This is a genomic window from Bacillus sp. SRL543, assembly GCF_984799205.1.
In genome coordinates this window covers 2,552,304-2,571,698 of the sequence record NZ_OZ481794.1, presented here as the reverse complement: position 1 = coordinate 2,571,698, position 19,395 = coordinate 2,552,304, and the positions used below count along the sequence as shown (strand labels likewise).

General features: G+C 47.5%; 26 protein-coding genes. 19 read left to right on the top strand and 7 right to left on the bottom strand.

The window, feature by feature from the left end; all coding sequences use genetic code 11:
• Window positions 1–35: 35 nt before the first annotated feature.
• Together AC4E8B_RS12975 and AC4E8B_RS12970 are read right to left on the bottom strand one after the other, a co-directional pair.
• Complete coding sequence (locus AC4E8B_RS12975) at window positions 36–587, bottom strand: hypothetical protein (RefSeq protein ID WP_490213809.1); 552 nt, start codon at window positions 585–587, stop codon at window positions 36–38.
• Between the two features lie 14 nt (window positions 588–601).
• Entirely contained in the window at window positions 602–2,038 is a 1,437-nt protein-coding gene (locus AC4E8B_RS12970; protein ID WP_490213808.1) for a PQQ-dependent sugar dehydrogenase, read from the bottom strand.
• A gap of 163 nt (window positions 2,039–2,201) precedes the next feature.
• On the opposite strand from AC4E8B_RS12970, the gene AC4E8B_RS12965 reads away from it, so the two are divergent.
• A complete protein-coding gene (locus tag AC4E8B_RS12965) occupies window positions 2,202–2,963 on the top strand; it encodes a YqcI/YcgG family protein (protein WP_490213807.1) in 762 nt (253 codons plus the stop codon).
• 21 nt (window positions 2,964–2,984) lie between these two features.
• Here AC4E8B_RS12965 and AC4E8B_RS12960 read toward each other — a convergent pair whose 3' ends face one another.
• Entirely contained in the window at window positions 2,985–3,956 is a 972-nt protein-coding gene (locus AC4E8B_RS12960; protein WP_490213806.1) for a DMT family transporter, read from the bottom strand.
• Window positions 3,957–4,154: 198 nt separating this feature from the next.
• Here AC4E8B_RS12960 and AC4E8B_RS12955 point away from each other — a divergent pair, with 198 nt between their 5' ends.
• On the top strand, window positions 4,155–4,793 hold the full coding sequence (locus AC4E8B_RS12955; RefSeq protein ID WP_490213805.1) for a DUF6944 family repetitive protein: 639 nt from the start codon (window positions 4,155–4,157) through the stop codon (window positions 4,791–4,793).
• 54 nt (window positions 4,794–4,847) lie between these two features.
• Here the strand turns inward: AC4E8B_RS12955 and trhA are convergent, their stop codons facing one another.
• The gene (gene trhA / locus AC4E8B_RS12950) at window positions 4,848–5,495 is read right to left on the bottom strand and encodes a PAQR family membrane homeostasis protein TrhA (protein WP_490213804.1); all 648 of its coding nucleotides are present in this window, start codon (window positions 5,493–5,495) and stop codon (window positions 4,848–4,850) included.
• A gap of 144 nt (window positions 5,496–5,639) precedes the next feature.
• On the opposite strand from trhA, the gene AC4E8B_RS12945 reads away from it, so the two are divergent.
• The 4 genes from AC4E8B_RS12945 to AC4E8B_RS12930 are packed head-to-tail and all read left to right on the top strand — an operon-like array spanning window position 5,640 to window position 8,223.
• Window positions 5,640–6,230: a DUF1836 domain-containing protein gene (locus AC4E8B_RS12945; protein ID WP_490213803.1), complete on the top strand. Its 591-nt coding sequence runs from the start codon at window positions 5,640–5,642 to the stop codon at window positions 6,228–6,230.
• Window positions 6,231–6,277: 47 nt separating this feature from the next.
• Window positions 6,278–7,246: a bile acid:sodium symporter family protein gene (locus AC4E8B_RS12940; RefSeq protein ID WP_490213802.1), complete on the top strand. Its 969-nt coding sequence runs from the start codon at window positions 6,278–6,280 to the stop codon at window positions 7,244–7,246.
• Between the two features lie 18 nt (window positions 7,247–7,264).
• The gene (locus AC4E8B_RS12935; RefSeq protein ID WP_490213801.1) at window positions 7,265–7,459 is read left to right on the top strand and encodes a hypothetical protein; all 195 of its coding nucleotides are present in this window, start codon (window positions 7,265–7,267) and stop codon (window positions 7,457–7,459) included.
• Between the two features lie 17 nt (window positions 7,460–7,476).
• Window positions 7,477–8,223, top strand: a complete 747-nt coding sequence (locus AC4E8B_RS12930; protein WP_490213800.1) for a DUF2161 domain-containing phosphodiesterase — start codon at window positions 7,477–7,479, stop codon at window positions 8,221–8,223.
• An 89-nt stretch (window positions 8,224–8,312) separates the two neighbouring features.
• On the opposite strand, the gene AC4E8B_RS12925 is transcribed toward AC4E8B_RS12930, so the two are convergent.
• Window positions 8,313–8,462 carry a hypothetical protein gene (locus tag AC4E8B_RS12925; protein WP_490213799.1) on the bottom strand — a complete coding sequence of 50 codons (150 nt, stop codon included), beginning with the start codon at window positions 8,460–8,462 and terminating at the stop codon, window positions 8,313–8,315.
• A 128-nt stretch (window positions 8,463–8,590) separates the two neighbouring features.
• Here AC4E8B_RS12925 and AC4E8B_RS12920 point away from each other — a divergent pair, with 128 nt between their 5' ends.
• The 12 genes from AC4E8B_RS12920 to AC4E8B_RS12865 all read left to right on the top strand — a co-directional run bounded on the left by AC4E8B_RS12920 (window position 8,591) and on the right by AC4E8B_RS12865 (window position 15,863).
• Window positions 8,591–9,970, top strand: coding sequence for an amino acid permease (locus AC4E8B_RS12920; protein ID WP_490213798.1), 1,380 nt, complete (start codon window positions 8,591–8,593; stop codon window positions 9,968–9,970).
• Between the two features lie 74 nt (window positions 9,971–10,044).
• A complete protein-coding gene (locus tag AC4E8B_RS12915; protein WP_490213797.1) occupies window positions 10,045–10,482 on the top strand; it encodes a GNAT family N-acetyltransferase in 438 nt (145 codons plus the stop codon).
• 95 nt (window positions 10,483–10,577) lie between these two features.
• Window positions 10,578–10,724, top strand: a complete 147-nt coding sequence (locus AC4E8B_RS12910) for a hypothetical protein (RefSeq protein ID WP_490213796.1) — start codon at window positions 10,578–10,580, stop codon at window positions 10,722–10,724.
• Window positions 10,721–11,158 (top strand): lipid II flippase family protein, encoded by a 438-nt coding sequence (locus AC4E8B_RS12905; RefSeq protein WP_490213795.1) that lies wholly within the window; start codon window positions 10,721–10,723, stop codon window positions 11,156–11,158. The genes AC4E8B_RS12910 and AC4E8B_RS12905 overlap by 4 nt, the downstream gene beginning before the upstream one ends.
• 43 nt (window positions 11,159–11,201) lie before the next feature.
• Window positions 11,202–11,672, top strand: coding sequence for an NUDIX hydrolase (locus AC4E8B_RS12900; protein ID WP_490213794.1), 471 nt, complete (start codon window positions 11,202–11,204; stop codon window positions 11,670–11,672).
• A 108-nt stretch (window positions 11,673–11,780) separates the two neighbouring features.
• A complete protein-coding gene (locus tag AC4E8B_RS12895) occupies window positions 11,781–13,352 on the top strand; it encodes a DEAD/DEAH box helicase (RefSeq protein ID WP_490213793.1) in 1,572 nt (523 codons plus the stop codon).
• A 421-nt stretch (window positions 13,353–13,773) separates the two neighbouring features.
• The gene (locus AC4E8B_RS12890; RefSeq protein WP_490213792.1) at window positions 13,774–14,298 is read left to right on the top strand and encodes a sigma-70 family RNA polymerase sigma factor; all 525 of its coding nucleotides are present in this window, start codon (window positions 13,774–13,776) and stop codon (window positions 14,296–14,298) included.
• A complete protein-coding gene (locus AC4E8B_RS12885; RefSeq protein WP_490213791.1) occupies window positions 14,291–14,602 on the top strand; it encodes a hypothetical protein in 312 nt (103 codons plus the stop codon). Before AC4E8B_RS12890 ends, AC4E8B_RS12885 begins: the two co-directional genes overlap by 8 nt.
• Window positions 14,603–14,720: 118 nt before the next feature.
• A complete protein-coding gene (locus AC4E8B_RS12880; protein WP_490213790.1) occupies window positions 14,721–14,894 on the top strand; it encodes a hypothetical protein in 174 nt (57 codons plus the stop codon).
• Between the two features lie 52 nt (window positions 14,895–14,946).
• Window positions 14,947–15,114 carry a hypothetical protein gene (locus tag AC4E8B_RS12875; RefSeq protein ID WP_490213789.1) on the top strand — a complete coding sequence of 56 codons (168 nt, stop codon included), beginning with the start codon at window positions 14,947–14,949 and terminating at the stop codon, window positions 15,112–15,114.
• A 72-nt stretch (window positions 15,115–15,186) separates the two neighbouring features.
• Window positions 15,187–15,345: a hypothetical protein gene (locus AC4E8B_RS12870; RefSeq protein WP_490213788.1), complete on the top strand. Its 159-nt coding sequence runs from the start codon at window positions 15,187–15,189 to the stop codon at window positions 15,343–15,345.
• Entirely contained in the window at window positions 15,327–15,863 is a 537-nt protein-coding gene (locus AC4E8B_RS12865; RefSeq protein WP_490213787.1) for an isochorismatase family protein, read from the top strand. The genes AC4E8B_RS12870 and AC4E8B_RS12865 overlap by 19 nt, the downstream gene beginning before the upstream one ends.
• A 41-nt stretch (window positions 15,864–15,904) precedes the next feature.
• Here AC4E8B_RS12865 and AC4E8B_RS12860 read toward each other — a convergent pair whose 3' ends face one another.
• Both AC4E8B_RS12860 and AC4E8B_RS12855 read right to left on the bottom strand, forming a co-directional pair.
• A complete protein-coding gene (locus tag AC4E8B_RS12860; protein WP_490213786.1) occupies window positions 15,905–17,113 on the bottom strand; it encodes a cytochrome P450 family protein in 1,209 nt (402 codons plus the stop codon).
• 136 nt (window positions 17,114–17,249) lie between these two features.
• On the bottom strand, window positions 17,250–18,167 hold the full coding sequence (locus AC4E8B_RS12855) for a MerR family transcriptional regulator (protein ID WP_490213785.1): 918 nt from the start codon (window positions 18,165–18,167) through the stop codon (window positions 17,250–17,252).
• Window positions 18,168–18,528: 361 nt separating this feature from the next.
• On the opposite strand from AC4E8B_RS12855, the gene AC4E8B_RS12850 reads away from it, so the two are divergent.
• Window positions 18,529–19,275: a C39 family peptidase gene (locus tag AC4E8B_RS12850; RefSeq protein WP_490213784.1), complete on the top strand. Its 747-nt coding sequence runs from the start codon at window positions 18,529–18,531 to the stop codon at window positions 19,273–19,275.
• The last annotated feature ends 120 nt before the right edge of the window (window positions 19,276–19,395 follow it).

Here is a 19,395-nt window from a genome sequence, read left to right as displayed (position 1 = left end):
CCACCCCCTTATAGGCAATGCGTTTTTGCGCCCGTTTATACCTGTTGTTTATACAAAATTGAAATAGGCGCCATTTCCAGCATATATTCCTGGAGCAGCAGCTGGTGCATCGTTTTATCATGGACGATCAGAAAACATGCGTCAGCAACTTCTCTGCTCCCGACTGAAAGGCCGAGCTGTTCGCCAACGGCAAAAGCGCCCATTGCCTGCTGGTTTAACAGGAGCAGGTGATGGATGGATTGCCAGGATCCTTCAGCACCAGCGAGGAAGTCCTGAAAAGACAATAAAGCTTCCTCCACTTTGCCGATCACCGTGCCAAGGATCTTGTCTTTACGGTCATCGGCTGTCCGGCCGATAAAGCGGAAAAGATTATCCGCACTTTCCGCATGATGCTGCTGCGACTTCTGGATTTTTTCAATAGCTTCCCTGATATGGGGCTCCCTGATTGCGGGCACAGCTTTTGCCAGCATAACCTCAAGAGCAGTTTGGGCAGTGAGGATATGTTCAAACCATTTTTCCATTTCATTCTTTTGCATTTCAATATAATCTTCACCCAGCTCAATAAGAATGGCTTTTTGTTCCTGCATATTCGTACCCCTATTCATTCCTTTGTTATTTTCCATAAAACTCCCGTATGGCCATATGCCTGAATATATCCTTTTGTCACAGGAGAGTAGCCGAAATCAAGTACATACAAGCTTTTTCCGTCCGGATGAAATTTGCAGTCAACCGGCCTTTCAATTCCGCCTGAGCCTGAAGAGGAAGCAGCTCCAGGGGCACGGTTGCGGAGGAATACCTCAGAAGTTCCTGTTTTAACATCAACCATTGCCACCCTGAATCCGTTATTCAGGTCTTTCTCATGCGGGCTGTTGAGTGGAGCGTAAGTACCCCATTCTGTTACAAACAGTTTCCCGCGGTGCCCAAAGAAATCTGATGTGCAAAACTCCATTTTTGTCATAGCCGAATGAGGCTTCTCCAGGTAAACCGGAGGGCCGGCCCATTCAGGAGGATTCTCAATCAGCTGCTCGGCGGCCTTGCCTTTTGCCGGCTTACAGCGTTCATCCCATACAGGCACGCCATCTGCCCGGTAATCAGGAAATCCATACCAATCAGGATTTTTTACTGTTCCATGCTTTGTTTTGGCATTGCGGATATGCCAGATTCTATCAGGGTCGCCGGCGATCGCCCGTTCGCCTTTTTCCTCCAGGCAATTGTCTGATGCATATAATTCGCCATCTTCACTGAAAGCCAGTCCATATGGATTCCTGAGACCCCAGGCCAATAGTTCAGGTTCGCTTCCATCCGGCTTGGATCTCCAGAGACCCGTTGAGCACCATAATTCTCCTTTGACTTTTTCCCCTTTCTGGGCTGGTGTCCCGAAAGGCTTAAAGGCGCCTGTTTCTGTTAAGAAAGGAAAGGGCATCAGCGGGTTGCGCGATGTGACATTATGCCCTGTTAAGGTGATGTCTGCACCTGGGACATCATGGGCCTCGGGATGCTTCGCCAGATCGACAGTAAAACCTGCAGGAAGGCAGACACCGTTTTGCGAAACTGACCCATTGGCAAAATACAATAACCCGTCATGCGGGCCAAAAACAGGACCGCCTGGTTCATGCCAGCCGCCGCTCGGTATTTTTTCATGAAGGACGGTGCGTTCCTTTGTTTTTCTGTTATATGTGACTATTCGTGCGAGATAGCCGCCTTTGCAAGATACATACAGCTTGCCGTCCCTGCAGACGACTCCGCGAGGTCCTCCAAGCGTCTCGACTGCAAAAACCTCGAGCATTCCGCCAGGATCCAGGCTTAAAATCCTGGGCGGGAGGGCAGGCCTTGTCGGCCATGTGCTTCCGCCTTCTAATATGTAAAGTGTGCCGTCCTCCGCAAATCCCATCCCGGTCGGAAAAGACAGGCCGGCAGCGGCCACCTCCACTTTGTATCCTTCGGGGACCCAGACATCATCAGGATTCACTACTGGCCGTGCGCTTGTAGGAAGCTTCAAAACTTTTTCGGCAGATTGGGTATAAGCGATATGTTCCATTAGAATCTCCTTGGTTGTAGTTAGTAAAAAACCTTATCAGTATAGTCCAACAAGGAAACGGGTATTCAATTTGCCGGTGTATAAGCCCGGTTTTCAGCTGTACAAACCCATTTACGGCCCATCCTGAATATGCTGAATAAGCAAACAGGAGGCAGGGATCAGTATGCAATTAATCAGCGATATATCCGGCTTGAAAAAAACTGACTGCTGGGAAGAAGATGCACTGAGGGCATTCCAGTCAAAGCTGGGCAATAAAAAAGATCGATTCCCATGTATCCCGGCGACCCAGGGTCATGCACTTCAGCAGCTGCGCTATGGATTTGCCGGAGATCCGCGGAATATTTCTTCTGCAGGTGAATTGGCGGAAATGATGACGGAGTTTACAGCACTTTCAAGGAGCTTTGGCAGCTATACTTCGCTTATTGTCTTTTTTGAAACCAATGAACAGCTGGCGGAACAGGGTACGGTGGAGGAATTTGAACAACTTTTTTGGCGGCAGATGAACCTTTTAGCAGAAAGGGACAGGGAAAGCTGGCCGGCCCATATACCAGAGGACCCGCACGATCCGCTTTGGGAGTTCTGCAGCCATGGTGAACAGTATTTTATGTATTGCGCCACACCTGCGCACGTAAACAGGCAAAGCAGGTATTTTCCATATTTCATGCTGGCAATCACACCCCGCTGGGTGCTGGATGAGTTCAATGCTGCCCCGGAGCGTGCTGTAAAAGTAAAAAGCAAAATACGCGACCGGCTGGCAGCTTACGACAGTATCGGAGCCCATCCCCATTTAAACAGTTATGGAAGCGATAATAATTATGAGTGGCAGCAATATTTTTTAAGGGATGATGACAGTTCGCTCAGCAAATGCCCATTCCATAGGATGCTTGCAGGAAAAGAGAGCGGAGAAAAAGGACGAGACAATTGAAATGTCTCGTCCTTTGCTCATTCAAGCCTGATTTTTAATAGGGGAAGCCGGAATGGGCAGTGAGGGCTTTTCTTTTGATTGCGAGAAGCGGCTGTGCAGCACCATTCCGATTATGATGACCAGCAGTCCGGCAGAAGAGAGGGTATCCGGGGCGGCTGCAGAAAACAGAAGAACTTCGCCTGCCATCACAAAAAGTACCTGCGTCGACTGTGTCGCTTCCACTGCAGCAAGCCTAGATTGATCTTGGCGAGAACGGTCAGTTGCAATGAAAAACAACGTTGTCGCAATGACTCCTGATGAAATGGCGACAATGAAGGTCTGCAAAAGCTGGCTTGAGGAAGGAGGGCCGGCATTTCCGTAGCCGGCAGCAGCTATGACGAGCCAGAAAGGGAGACTTGCAATCGTCATGCCCAGCACTCTTTGGAAGGTATCAAGCCTTCCTCCGCAAAGCTCCATCATTTTCCGGTTTCCGAGCGGATAAGCAAAGGCAGCCACCACGACCGGCAGGATTCCTGCGGCCATTTCAGCAGGAGACAAAGTGTCTGCTTTCTGAAGCTGGATAAGGATGACTCCAGCCAGAATGATAAGCGAAAAGGAAAGGGGCCTGAAAGGGATTTTATTTCTTTTTCCCGCAGTGTTGCCAGATGCAAAAAGGGGAGCAAGGAGGGTGCCTGCCACAATTGTCAGCTGCCAGGATCCTGCAACAAGCCAGCCGGGCCCGTAGCTTGCTGCATAGGTGATCGGTGCATAAAAAAGCACAAACCCAACAAAGCTCCATAACAGCCACCAGTAAGGATGCTTTCTCATTTCAGCAAATAGCTGCTTCAAATTTCCGCGCAGTGCTACAATAATGACCAGAAACGGAACCATAAAAATAAATCTTAAGGATGCGCTCCAAAGCCAGCTGCCGCCTGCAAGCTCCATCGTCCTGTTAAGAATGAATGTGACCGCAAAAAATACGGAAGCAAGAATGCCGATCAGTATTTCTTTCATAGCCAGCTCCTTCCCAGCCTAATTATTACAATATACTGAATTTTATTCACTATTATACTCTCCTTCCCAGCATAAGGCTATAAGAAATATGGGCAGGGACCAGTCAGCTGAGGCAGCTTGACACCTCTTGAATATAATGGGGAAAGGACCGGAATAATCATCCTTGGAAGCCAGCAGCAGAACAGGCGGGAATTCTTTATGAAAAATCAGAAAAAGGAGATTGCCGGCGCCTGGATCCAGGCTGCCGGAACCCTCATAGCCGCGGTTGGAACTTCAGAATGGCTGGGGCTGGATGATGCAACCGCAGAATCACTTATAGTAATAGGCAATGAATTGCAGGCGGCTGGAAGCGCATTGGAGGCGGACGGACAGGATAAGCCTTCTCTCGAGAAAACAGGAAATGAACTGCAGGCAGCCGGCAATTTATTCGTCATTGCCGGACTTGTTCTCGATCCAGGGAATGAGAACGAATTAAAGCTGGTCATTACTGGGAACTGGATTCAGGCACTGGGATCTCTCACTGTGCTTGGGGATGAATGGACTGATCAGACAGCAGAAGGGCAACACTTGCTGATCATGGGAAGCTTCCTGCAGGCGATCGGCAATTCCCTCCAGGCTCTTGGGACGATTCTGCTCCTTGAAACAACCAGAAATGGTTGTGCCGCATCTGAGAGCTTGAAAGGGAAATCACTGGATATATCAGGAAGCTGGATCCAGGCTGCCGGCTCTGTCCTCTCAGCAATCGGGCAAACGCGTGAGGAGCTGGCTGAAATCTCTTCAAAAGATGGAAATAGATTGATGGGATTCGAATTACTAAATAAGCAGCAAAGGTATTAACGCGGAGGAAAAAATGAAACAAAAAAAGCCGACGGAAAATCCGTTCAGCTTCTATTACAGCACATATAGGTAGACACTGAGGAAGTGGGCCATACTGCCCATCATGATGAAAATATGGAATATTTCGTGGAAGCCCATGTGCTTGAACTCCAGGAACTTCGGCTTGACTGCGTAGATGATGCCCCCGGCCGTGTAGAATATTCCGCCGAGCAATAGCAGGAATACGCCGTGGAATGACATTGCCTCAGACAGAGGCGAGAATGCCAATACAATGATCCAGCCCATTGCAATATACAGGACGGTTGAAAGCCATCTTGGGCAATTGAACCATACCATTTTGAAAATGACGCCGCAAACGGCTACAAGAGTGACAATGGAAAAAATGACCCAGCCTGTTGTACCATTCAGGCTCACAAGGCAGAAAGGTGTATAAGACCCGGCAATCAGAACGAAGATCATTGAATGGTCAAGCCGTCGAAGGAACGCGATCACCTTATCCTTTGCAATCACCATATGATACGTGGCAGAAGCAGAATATAAAAGGATCATGCTGACACCAAAGGCAATGGATGATGCGATTGCTGCGGCAGATGCGGTTACCATCGAAGCTTTGATGACCATAGCAAGCAGGCCGATGAATGACAGGATGGCTCCTGCAAGATGTGTGAGTCCGTTGATAGGCTCGCGGATATAAGAATTCAAGACAACTCCCCCTTACATAACACAATGTAGTATTGATAACTACTTATCATCATATAATGATTAATGCAGTCCCGTCAACAATTAGTTCTCACTTATGGTAAAATAAAGGAAGCGCAATACATAGAAAGCTAGAGGGAAAATGTTATGGATAAAAACAATATGGAAGAATTGATCGAATCCCTGGGCCTTGAAAGGCAGCTTTTGCCTGAAGAGCTACCAAGCATTGATCTGTATATGGATCAGGTGATCCAGCTTTTTGAGAACACCTTTGGTTCAGCCACCCGGAATGAAGGGGAAAAGGTACTCACCAAAACGATGATCAACAATTATGCCAAAGGAAAACTGTTCACTCCGGTCAAAAATAAGAAATATTCCCGTGAGCAGCTTATGATGATAAGCCTCATTTATCAGCTCAAAGGATCCCTGTCCATCCAGGATATCAAACAGATCCTCGATGGAGCCAATGAAAAGGCACTGAAAGGGAAGCTGCGGATCGAGGAATTTTACAGCAGGTATCTCCAGCTGGCAAAGCAGAATCTGTCCAGCTTTAAAGAAGATGTCCCGCTCCGCGGCCGCCTGGCCCGCGAACAGGCAGAAGAGCTGGAAGAAGGCAGCAGCGAGCTTGAACAGATTCTCCTGATCCTCTCGCTCGTCCATATGGGCAATATGTACAGAAGGACGGCAGAAAGGCTGATTGATGAACTGGGCGGAAATCCACCTGCTACAAAAGGCTAATACCCTTTTCTATTAGATTGAAACCACAAAAAGGCGGAGGAGCAACCTTGCTGGATAAGCTTAACCGATTTTTACAAAAATTCATGCCGTTCATGACGCCGCTGGCCGTCCTTCTCGGCATTACATTTGCAGACCAGCTTCATGGCCTCGTCTTTATCGTGCCATGGCTGTTCGCTCTTATGACGTTCTCCGGAAGCCTCGGCTCGAGCTTCAGTGATCTGAAGAAGGTCATTTTGCACCCGCTTCCGATCATCATTTGCCTTGTGCTTCTTCACTTTGTGATGCCTGCAGCAGCATTTGGCACAGGGGCCCTGTTTTTTCCGGATGATGCCTACACAAGGACAGGTCTGATCCTTTCCTTTGTTATTCCAACCGGCATCACGAGCCTTGTATGGGTGACTCTTTATAAAGGCAAGACTTTCCTGACATTATGCATCATTCTGGTCGACACCATGATTGCCCCATTTGCCGTGCCGTTCATCCTTCACCTGTTTGCAGGGGCCTCGGTAGAAATGGATGCGGCCGATATGATGGGAGGGCTGATTTGGATGATTGTGCTTCCGTCCATTGCGGGAATGGCAGCCAATCAGCTGTCAAAAGGCGCAGCACCGAAAATATTGAATCCGTTTCTTTTTCCGTTTTCCAAAATAGGCATCGGTGTGGTTGTCGCCATCAACAGTTCAGCCATTGCCCCTTACCTTGAGACGATTTCCAGCAAGCTATGGGGCATCGCAGCTGCAGTTCTTATGCTGTCAATCACAGCTTACCTGCTCGGCTTTCTTGCTGGAAAGCTTTTGAAGGAAGAAACAGCAGGCGTCATCTCACTCACCTACAACAGCGGCATGAGAAATATCAGTGCCGGCGCCGTGCTGGCCATCGCCTATTTTCCTGCTCCTGTTGCAGTTCCTGTCATCATGGGCATGCTGTTTCAGCAGATACTTGCTGCTTCAGCCGGCACCTTCATGAGCCGTATGAACCATCAGCGGGGAGAAATGTCCGTCAACCAGGCGGTGTAATAAAAAGGGGGCAAAACCATGATCAATCGGCTTTCAAAAGCAGGCAAAACACTTTATTTTCTGGGGATGGCCCTGTTTGCAGCAGGCTTTGCTGTCAACCCGCTGCTGGATATCGGTGATGTGCCAGAAGCTGTAAGCAGATTATCCATGCCTGCCATAATAGGAGGAATCCTCCTTATAGCGGCCTCGAACTTCTTCAAAAGAAACAATTAGACAGAAAGGCAGCAGCAATGAAAAACACAAATGTGAAAAGATATGAAGCAGACTTATACAGGCCGATCCAAAAGCATTTTTCTGAACTCGGCTATAAGGTTTATGGAGAGGTTCATGATTGTGATCTTGTGGCTGTGAAAGAAGATGAGCTCATCATTGTCGAGCTGAAGCTCAATCTGACAGTTGAGCTGCTAGTGCAGGCGGCCAAAAGACAAAAGCTCTCCGACCAGGTATATATCGCGATTCCAAAGCCCAAATACAGGCTTCGCTCTAAAAAGTGGAATGATATCAGCCATCTCATCCGGCGGCTTGAGCTCGGCCTTATCATTGTTTCTTTCCAGGCGGGTTCCGCCAAAATGGAAATCCTGACCGAACCGGGAGCATTCGACCGTAAAAAAAGCATCCGCCTCAACAAGAAAAGGAAAGAAAAAATGCTGTCCGAGATCAGCGGGCGGAACGGGGACTATAACATAGGCGGTGTCACCCAGACAAAAATCATGACTGCCTACAAAGAAAATTGCATTCACATCGCCTGCTGCCTCAAGCGCTTTGGCCCCTTGTCACCAAAGAAGCTCCGCGAAATGGGCACCGGCGATAAAACCCAGTCAATTCTCCATAAAAACTACTACAGCTGGTTTGAAAGAATCAGCCGTGGAACCTATTCCCTGACAGAAAAAGGGAGGAAAGAGCTTGAAGAGCATCCCGATGTAGCAGGATATTATTCCGGCGGTTTGAGTTTTGCTGGTGAAGATAGCATCGATTAGCCATGGCCTTGGCGGCTGTGGCTTTTTTTGATCCCTAAGAGGGAGGGGAGGTCATGCACTGCTTCTGCAGCAGACCTCCTTTAAATCCTTCATTGCATTCTGCCCCCGCTTCCAGCCCTGCGTATCAATTCCTCAATCCGCAGATGATGATAAATCGTCATTCCAATGATGACAAGGCTGAAAAAGCTTGAGAGAATGGCTCCTGAACCGATCATTTTCCTGTTTTTATTCCCGAACATAAACAACACCTCCCCGATTCCATTTATTTCAGTGGATTTTCTGGCCGCAGATTAGAAACGATAATCTTGTATAGTGTTTGTCGGATAAATGACAGTGATTCATTTTTCTTTTAAGAGGGAGGCAGAAGATGAGCAGTGCTAGTTGTGATCCAAGCAGTTCAGGAAAAGGAAGCAAGGGAGGAAAGGAAGGGAATCTGAAATGGTGGCAGCTGTCCTTGACAGGGGTGGGCTGTACAATCGGGACCGGGTATTTCCTGGCTTCTGCCATCGGCATCAAGATTACCGGTCCTTCCATCGTCTTTTCGTTCATTCTGGCTGCACTTGGAACTTATATTGTTTTTAACCTGCTTGCAAAGATGACTGCGAAGGATCCGCAGGAAGGATCATTCTGCTATTATGCAAAAAAGGCTTATGGAAAATGGGCCGGCTTCAGCTGCGGCTGGAATTATTGGACCTCCAATATCCTGATCATGGGCAGCCAGCTGACCGCCCTGTCCATTTTGTCGCGATTCTGGTTCCCGGATGTGCCTTTATGGGTATTTGCAGCCGGCTATGCCATTTTGTCCATCCTTGTTGTACTGACTGGTACAAAGGGCTTCGATAAGATAGAAGATATCCTGGCAGTCGTAAAAACGGCAGCCATCATCATGTTCATCATCTTGGCGGCAGCCGCCATGTTCGGCTGGCTGCACAGCAATGCTGACCGGCCGGGGATCCCGGACTCTGCAGGTGCTTTTTTTGAAGACGGCTTTAAAGGCTTCTGGTCTTCCCTTATTTATGCTTTCTATGCTTATGGGGGGATTGAAGTCATCGGGCTGATGGCCATGCAGCTGAAAAAGAAGGAAGATGCACCAAAGGCAGGGAGTGTGATGCTGATCCTCCTGGCATCCATTTATGTCATCTCCCTGGGGCTTGCTGTCGCAATGGTGCCGATTGATGCATTCCATGAAAAAGAAAGTCCGTTCATTACGGCATTATCGAAAAATCATCTGCCGTTCTTCCCGCATGTATTTAATGGGGCAATCATTATTGCCGGCTTTTCAACGATGACAGCGTCGCTCTTCGGAGTGACCAACCTTCTTGTGACACTGGCTAAGGATGGGGATGCACCGGCTTTCTTCGGAAAAAAAATCAAGAAATTGAAGGATTTGCCCCTGCCCTCACTGGGGCTGGCTTCCGTCGGGCTGCTGCTGTCCATAATTACCGCCCTGCTTTTGCCGGGTAAAATTTATGAGTATATCACTACAGCTGCAGGGATCCTCCTCCTGTATAACTGGTTTTTTATCGTCATTTCATCGTTTAAGCTTCTCGAAACGAAGATTTGGAGCAAATTGATGGGTTCGGCGGCGCTGCTGCTGATCCTCGCAGCCGTCAGCGGCACCCTGCTAGAAAAGAATATCCGTCCCGGATTTTTCGTAAGCCTGGCTATCATCGCTTTGATTGCCATTGCGGTATTTATAATGAAGAAAAAGGTCTGGGATACCAATCCAAGCGAAAATACAGGCTGAATCAAGATTGGCAGCACCATGGGCATTTGTACGGCATATATTATGCTGAAAGCAAATGAACGGGGTGCTGCCTTTTGTTTATACGGAAAGCGAATCGGGCTGAAACAGAACAGCTGCTTTATACAACCGTGCATGTGATGGAGGAAAGCTCAATGGGGCATCTCCAGAATGATCCACAAAAAGGATTGGGTGCATTTATTCCGGCGCTGCAGAATGGGGCATTCTTTTATGTGGCAGTCCATGATTACAATATCCTCGGCTGGCTGATGGCAGGAAGGGATACAAACCCTGTAAATGGAAATAATGCTGCATTTTTATATTCCCTTTATGTGTTCCCGCCATACAGAAAGCTTGGCGTTGGGAGGATGCTGATGTCCCATGCAGTGAGTGTGTTCAGGCAGGAAGGATATGAAAAAGTGCAGCTGAATGTTTTTGAGGGGAATCCTGCCAAGAAGATGTATGAGGAGATCGGCTTCCATGATATATCGACAGTGATGGAAATTAAGTTTTAAGCTTTGTTAAAGTTTATTGTTGATTGATAAAATGAATATAATATTTCCCATCTTCTTCCTTTTGGTTTAAAATGAAACAAAAAGGAGGGGGTAGCATGGCGGCCTTCATCACAGGTAAACTGCTTTTCATAGCCCTGCTTCTGCTGGTCATCACGGCTGTTGAAACACTGGCTTATTCGGCATCTTTTCGAGAGCCATTGTCCATCTGTCAGAGGAAAGAGGATCGTATATCCAGGTTATGAAAAAAGGGCTTACTGCAGCAAGCCTTAAAAAAGCAGCTGCCTGCTTCCGGCTGCCAAGGCTCTCTTATCTGAACGGAATCACTTATCAGACGGTGCCTAAACGGTTGTTTGCCGTTAATGTTCTCATTTCCGGGATTTACACAGTAGGAATCCTCGCGGCATTATATGCTTCGGCGCTGGCTCCTGAATACCAGGGGGCAGCCATGATGTCATCAGGCATCATCAATGGATTCGCCACCATTCTGCTGACTCTTTTTGTTGATCCAAAGGCCTCTATTCTTGCCGACAGGGTTGCCAATAAAAAGGCCGGCTATGTGTATTTAAAAAGCTATTCACTGACCATGGTGACAAGCAAATTCGCCGGGACGCTGTTTGCACAGGCAATATTCATACCGGCAGCTTATTATGTTGCCTGGTTTTCGAAATGGATCTAAGCGGGCTGTTCATGTCTGCCAAACTAATAAAGGGGGATAAATCATGGGATACATAATGGATTTAAGAAAGGTGGTTGGGACGCGTCCGCTTATTGCTGCGGGAAGCAGTGTCCTGCTATTGGATGGAAAGGACAGGCTGCTGCTGCAGCTGCGCAGGGACAACGGCTGCTGGGGCCTTCCCGGCGGGTCGCTTGAACCGGGTGAATCACTCGAAAGCACAGCACTGAGGGAGCTGAAGGAAGAGACAGGCTTTCATGCAGAGAATCTTTCATTTTTTAAAGTATATTCAGGAGAGGAATTATATTATAAGTATCCTCATGGCGACGAGGTTTATAATGTCATTGCCGCTTATATTTGCACAGAATACAGTGGAACAGCTGAACCTGATGCGGAGGAAGCATTTAAGGTGGAGTTTTTCCCGCTGGAACAGCTGCCTGAAAATATCAGCCCCCCAGATAAGATTGTCATAAATGACTTATTGAAAACAAAGCGTGCTATGCATTCTTCTGTCTAATAGAGGCCTCCCGGGTCTCTTTTTTCATTCACAGTCCGATAAAGGTTGCTATTTAATGAAGCTATCGCAGATAATAGGAGTATTGTCCAAAAGAAAGCAGGGATTAGATTGAATTTTAAACAACTCGGGATCTCAGATCCTCTCATACATAAACTGGCAGTCCAGGGAATCGAAGTGCCGACGCCCGTGCAGGGAAAAGCGATTCCAATCGTAATGGAAGGCAGGGATGTCATCGCCCAGGCACAGACTGGCACAGGCAAAACGCTGGCGTTCATTCTTCCGATCCTGGAAAAAATAGATCCGTCTAATGGAAGCACACAGGCATTGATTGTCACGCCGACAAGAGAGCTCGCCCTGCAAATTACATCAGAAGTGAAGAAGCTGATCGAAGGGATTCCTGATTTGAATGTCTTGGCGGTCTATGGCGGACAGGATGTTGAGAAGCAGCTGCATAAGCTGCAAAAGCAGACACAGATTGTAGTGGCCACACCTGGCCGACTTCTTGATCATCTCAGGAGGGGGACTGTCCAGCTTGAAGAGGTTTCATTCCTTGTCCTTGATGAAGCAGATCAGATGCTGCATATCGGTTTTCTGAACGAGATGGAACTGATCATTAGCCAGACGCCTGCTTCCAGGCAAACGATGCTGTTTTCAGCCACCATGCCTGACGATATCCGGAAACTGTCCAAAAAGCATCTGAAGGGGCCGGAAAGCATACGCATTGAAAAAACGTTTGTTCCCGAAAAAGCCATTGAGCAGCTGGCCATTTTTACAACCGACAGGGCCAAGCAGAATGCCCTTATCAGCAGGATCCGGGAAGACAGGCCATTCATGGCGATCATATTCTGCCGGACGATCCGCAGGGCCAGTAAACTGTATGATGCCTTGAAGTCACAGCGGTTCTCATGCGAAGAACTTCACGGTGATCTTACCCAGGCTAAACGTGAAAAAGTCATGAAGAAGTTCCGTGAAGCAGAAATCCAGTTTCTGATTGCAACCGATGTAGCGGCAAGGGGCCTTGATGTTGAGGGTGTGACACATGTATACAATTACGACATCCCGCAGGACAGCGAAAGTTATGTCCACCGCATCGGCCGCACCGGGCGGGCAGGCAAAGACGGACTTGCTGTCACATTTTACGCAGAAAAAGATGAAGCGGCTTTGAAAATGATCGAGCAGGAGCTCAATATAAGACTGCCTAAAGAAGAAAGCACAGCAACTGCCAATTCTACAGCCGATGGCGAGGAAAGCAGCAGTGCAGATAAACCTAAAAATCGTTCTGACCGGGACCGCAGGACTGGCGCTGCTGAATCGCGCAGAAGGACGGGCGGCCGGACTGACGGGCGGGGGAGCCGTGAAGGCCGCAGCAGCCGTTCCGGAGAGAGGCGCACCCGTGCGAATGAAGGACGCAGAGCTGATGGCGAAAGGCGCAGCAATTCGAATGATGAGCGGAGAGAGAATGGCAGCCGTTCAGCAGGAGACAGGCGCTCCCTTAGTGATGGCCGGAGGGCGTCGGGAGAACGATCTGCTGAAAGAAATCCAAGGCAGGATGGCACACGCTCAAGCGGCGGGCGGGGCCGTGACGGCCAGCGATCCAGAAGATCAGATGGAACAGGCGGCCGCAGAGAACAGGGGCCAGCTTCAAATGGAAGCCGCGGTCCAGGCCGCGGCAGGAGGTAATGAGAGAAGGCTGAAATTTGGCCTTCTTTTTTATGATTTTTTGTTAAGGAGCATGCATTTTTATGCAATGAATGATAATCAGTTTTTCATGCAATAGATTGGCTGTATGGCTTCAGAAGCAATGGATTTTAACCAATTGGTGAATTAATTTGCCAACATTGCGATTGTTTTAACCTTTTGGAGTCGGAATCTGCCGTTTCTCCTTTTATTTACTTGCCATAATATTGCTCAGGCACCTTCCCTCTAAACCGCTGAAGCGCCTGCCTCCCAAGGCTCGGGACTGTTTAGAAATCGGGAATACCAATTGCCCAAAAAGCTCCTTTTTTCTCCATTTTCCATAAGTAATTAAGCCCAATTTAGATAAAATATGGAACCTTTGCATTCGAAAAAATGTCTAATGTGCAAAGGGAGGAAGATAAATGTGTTTTCAGAAAAAGACATTATTCTTGCCAAAAAAGGAAATGAGGAGTCTTTTGTCAGACTGATTGAATCTTGCGAGGTATCACTTTACCGGGTGGCGCGCGGCCTTTTGTCCAATGACAGCGATTGTGCCGATGCCATACAGGAGACAATCCTGAAAAGCTTCCGCAGCATCCCCAAACTGAAGCAGCCAAAATATTTTAAAACCTGGATCACGCGCATCCTTATCAATGAGTGCCATAACATCCTGAGAAAAAAACAAACAGTCGTGCCAGTAGAGGATATTGAATATTATCTATCAGACCGCTTTCTCGGCGATCCGGCCCAGAGCATAAGCGAAGCGATCGGTGAACTGGATGAAAAGCACCGTGCACCGGTCATCCTTTACTATTATGAAGATTTCTCCGTCAAGGAAATTGCCGAGCTGCTGGAAATCAGCATAGGAACAGTGAAATCCAGGCTGAACCGGGCAAGGGCCAAATTGTCTGTTTATCTTTCTGAGGAAAGGGGGATCGGCAATGCATGAGAAATGCAAGGATGAACAGCTGAAGAGAATCCTGCAAAATGAGCCGTCATATCTGCCGCACTCTATCAAACAACAAATACACTTCACTTTATATCGCCTTCCCAAACAAAACAGGACCTTATCCATTGTGATGCATTATCTGATGTACGGAGCAATTTTTGTCCTGGCCGCACTTATATTCCTATTCTTTTTCCTATGGAACCATGAACAAACAAAGATAACAGCCTATGAAGAGGGCAACAACAGCCTTTTAGAGGGAGAACTCGAATTCTCTTGCCAAAAAGCAGGGATTAACATGCACTAGCCCGAATAGAGAGACAATCTGTTTTAAAAGGGGGAAGTGCTGCAAATGAAAGCTGTCCTGTTCTTCTTGACTATTGCAGGCATTGCATTGTCCCTTAAAGGGCTTAGAGCTATTCAACATGGGGCCGAATATTGATGGAGACGGGATCGGCATCCAGCTGCTGGGTGTTGAAATGGCTGACAGCCTTTCTGAGCAGAACATTCCAAAAGCTGCCTCAGCCTTCCTTGCAGCAGGAGTCCTGCTGGTCCTGTATAGCATTATTTCGGCATTCATGTTTAAAAAGAGCGTATGAGCGGAAAAGATGACAACAAAGAGTTTCTGATTAACGAAAGGCAGGTAATTCTATGACAAAAGAAAGTCTGATGGATTTCAGCCTGATCATATTTTTCAGTGCCCTGGCCATATGCCTGATTTTTCAGGGCTCCTGGCTTGCCGGCACTGCGTTTTTCTTTATGGTGGTTTCCAGCATTACCACTTTGGGAAGTTTCTTTTTAAAAGAAAAAAGCCGCTAGCAGGAATTTGCCGGATGATGCCATCCGGTTTTTTTCTGCTGTGAAAATGGGGGATGGGTAGATGTTTCATGAGTGTGGAAAGTATCAAAGGTACTGGCTGAAGCAGGCCATCCAGCAAATGGACACTCATCACCCGTGGATTTCTTATTTGTAGGAGGAGATTACGAATTTGGTGAAGAATTGGTAGAGGACTGCCAATTAGGAGGAGAGAAATGGAAGCATTGCTGGTGATAGATGTGCAGAATGGTATTGTCGGGACAAGAGATTTTTCAGAAGTACTGCAAAATATTGAAAAAGTCATGAAGGATTTTAAAGACAGGGACAGACCGGTCATCTTTTTAAAGCATCTGGATGGAGTTGCAGAAAGCCCTCTGTATGAAAAAGGTGAAGGAGCTGATATCATCGCGGAATTTACCGATTATCCTGACTATGTGATCGACAAAAGGACTCCGAGTGCCTTTGTTGGGACGAATCTGGCAGAGCTGCTGCAGGGATTGGATGTCGAAAAGCTGGTGATCACCGGTTTCAACACAGAATTTTGCTGTCTCTTTACAAGCATCAGCGCCTATGACAGGGGTTATAAGGTCACTTTCATTGAAGATGCAACAGGCAGAGTGAATAGTGAAGAGACATATGAAATGCCCGGCCTTGATATTAAGGACTTTATCGGGACGGTCCTTCATTGGTCGGAAGTGATCGAGGTGCTGGATTTTGAGGAATATGAAGAGATTTATTTTAAAGTCACATAATCTTAAAGTGAAGCAGCCCCCAAAAAGGGCTGCTTTTTCAGTCATCTGACCTTTAACGGAAGTTCTTTAACACCCCTGACAATCATGCCCGGGCGCCACTCCAGCTCATCAGGTGAACCGTTCAGCCCTATTTCAGGGAACCTTTCCAGCAGGGCAAGAATGGCTATTTCACCTTCCAGGCGCGCCAGTGGTGCACCGAGGCACAGGTGGATGCCCTTGCCAAAAGCAAGATGCGGGCTCTTCTCCCGGGTGATGTCCAGGACGTCCGGGTCAGCGAATTTTTCACCGTCACGATTAGCTGAATTCAGCGCAGCAATGACGAGTTCGCCTTTTTTTATCAGCTGGCCCTGAAATTCTACATCCTCAATTGCCCAGCGGGAAGTACTGTATTCCACAGGCCCGTTATAACGCAGAAGCTCCTCTACGGCATTATGGATGAGTTCCGGCTTCTCCCTCAGGAGCTGAAGCTGGCCTGGATTTTCAAGCAGGGAGAGGATTCCGTTTCCAATCAGGTTGACAGTCGTTTCATGGCCCGCAATGATCAGCAGGGAGACGACGCCATACAATTCTTTTTCAGTCAGCTTATCGCCATCATCCTCAGCATTGATAAGCTGGCTGATAAGATCATCCCGCGGATTCTCGCGCAGAAAGGCAAACCACTCGCCCAGATACTGCACAAATTCATTCATATGCTGCTGGATTTCATGCCAATTTTCGCCATTCGACCCTTCAATCAAAGAGTTGGACCAAATCCTGAATTTGTCCTGGTCTTCTGATGGGACGCCAAGGATTTCCGAAATGACGATGATCGGGAGGGGGAAAGCATAATCATCGATCAAGCTGATTTCTTCCTTATTTTCCATCCTGTCCAGAAGCTCGTCCGCTATTTCCTTGATCCTGCCGCGCATACCTTCGATCATCCTGGGAGTAAATGCTTTCTGGACGAGGCCGCGCAGCCGTTTATGGTCAGGAGGGTCAGAGAAAAGCATATTCTCTGTAAAAATGCTCTCATGATCCATATGGCCGCCGTACAGCTTGGAAAAGTCCTTGATGAAGCGCTTGTCCTTTAATGCTGCGACTGCGTCTTCATATTTCGTAATGACCCAGCCTGTCTGTCCATCAGGCATGACGGTTTTATAGACTGGCTGTTCTTCTCTGAGCTTCCGGTAGCCGGGATAAGGGTTTTGAATAAACTCTTTTGAAAAGATTCTGTATACTTCCGGGTTGTCATGATGGTTTCCGTTAAACACGCTAATCGCTCCTTTGCTAGTACATCTAATGCATAGGATAAGCGTAGCATAAAAGAGGATGTTAAAATATAACAATAACCATCGTGCTGGTGAAATTTCGTGCCATCGCCTCAGATGACCAGTCATGAATATAGGCTTATTTCCAGAACTTCCAACCTTTTTTTTCCTTTTCCCCGGCAGCAGCCTGGCGGAAGCCGACGACAAAATCCTGGAAGATATCTTCACGCTGCTTGATATCCACCCTATATTGCTCTCTCTCCTCATTCATGGCATGAAGATAGGCATCACGGTCCTTATTCAGTGTATCAATGAGACTGGTGATCTCGTGATTAGTTATTTCGGCAGATTTTGAAATATAGTGGATCATCGTTTTGAACTCTTCAGAAGCCGCTTCCGAGGAATCCGACACACGGGCCGTCAATTGGCGGATCTGTTCAGAAGTGCCTTCCGAAGCCCTCGCAACTTCTTCTGAAAAAGCTCCGAATGTTTCGGAAGTTTCCTCCGAAGCCTGTTCAATCTTGTGCGACAGGCTTTTCAGCTGGGATTTCGTCCCTTCAGCATTTTTGTATATAGAATCGGAAATCGTTTTAACCGTATGCAGCGATCCCCTGGAAATTTCTTTTTTCACTTCTTCAAGCACTTCTTTCCGGATGCCATTCCTTATTTCTGAACGTATATCGGCAAGAAAGCTTTCTTTGTAGCTATCAAGGGCCTCCATAAAGATTTCCATATCATTAACAGGAGTCGCCTCCGGGCTTCTTGTAACGGCCGGGGGGGATGCAGGCACTGGGCCGGCGTCTTCTCCGCGCCCGTCCAGGTGGATCTGCATTAGATGGCGGATCATTTCCTTGCTGAGGTTCTTCTCGCGCATCTCTTTGATTTTACCTAAAAGCTCAATTTCTGTATCTGTAAAAAACCTTACTCCCTGCTTGGACCTGGGAATGACAAGGAGCCCATTCAAATCTTTTTCCCATTGACGGAGCGTCCCGGAAGGAACCCCTATTTTCTTCGAAACCTCATTAATCGTGTAAGCTTTCATAAATTGAGTTTCCATAAAAAACACCCTTTCAATTATATTGAATATAAAACATGATTTTGCCAAAACGGATTAGAGCCGGTTTTATCATTGCCTGTTATATTCCGCAGTGCTGTCCTTATTCCTGCCGACTGACAAAAGCTCACAAAACTAGACGGAATCCATCATAGAAAGAGAAATAGCACGAAACTGGGGGAAAAAGGGAGGAGGATGGCAATATCAGCCGAGGCACCCTTATCTGTCCTTGACTGGAAAAAAAGGGAGGGAATGTGTCGGTAGAGTTAAGTTATCTTTAAATCGAGGCAAATTTCTTGAAAGAGCCCTCAGCAGCCTTAATAATGAAACTATTAGAATGTATGCAGCTAAGGAGAATTTGCAGATGAACAAAGCTTGGGGAACCGCTATTGCCGCCACAGTGGGTCTTTCTATTACTCTGGGAGGCTACCATTGGATGGATGCAGAAAACAAGGAGCCGGGAAAGGCCCTGGCAGCGGAATTACATAGTAAAGCAAAAAATGCGCCACTATCGAAAAATGAAATTATAAAGGAGGAAGTGATGCTGGACGTCCCATTGTTTAACCAGATGGCTGCCCCCCGGCTATATAACGGCTGTGAGGTGACAAGCCTCGCCATGCTTCTGAATTATAAAGGCTATAAGGTGACGAAAAATGAATTGGCGGATAGTATAGATACCGTCCCGCTCCGCTATAGTGACGGAAGCTACGGAAGCCCGAACGCAGGGTTTGTGGGGGACATGGCCAACGGGCCGGGTCTTGGCGTCTATAATGGGCCAATTTTCAAGCTGGCCCAGTCTTATGCCGGCGACAAGGCGGAAAACCTGACTGGCAAGAGCTTTGCTGAAATTCTGAAAAAGGTTAGTGAAGGCTCGCCCGTATGGATCATCACAACGGCCAGTTTAACGCCGGCCGCCTCCTTTGAAAAGTGGGACACGCCCGAGGGAGCGGTACAGGTCACATTCAATATGCACAGCGTCGTGATCACTGGCTATGATGATGACCATATCTATGTTAATGATCCTTATGGCACCAAAGACAGGAAAGCGGAAAAAGAAGCTTTCATAAAAGCATGGAAGATGATGGGCAGCCATGCTGTAACTATTAATTAGATCAATATAAATAATAAAGTGGGCCTGATCAGAGTTTTCTTGGAGAAACACTGTAAATGGCATTAGAGTCAGCATGTCTTTCAGCGCATAAAACAAATTGTGTTTGGTAAGACAACAATA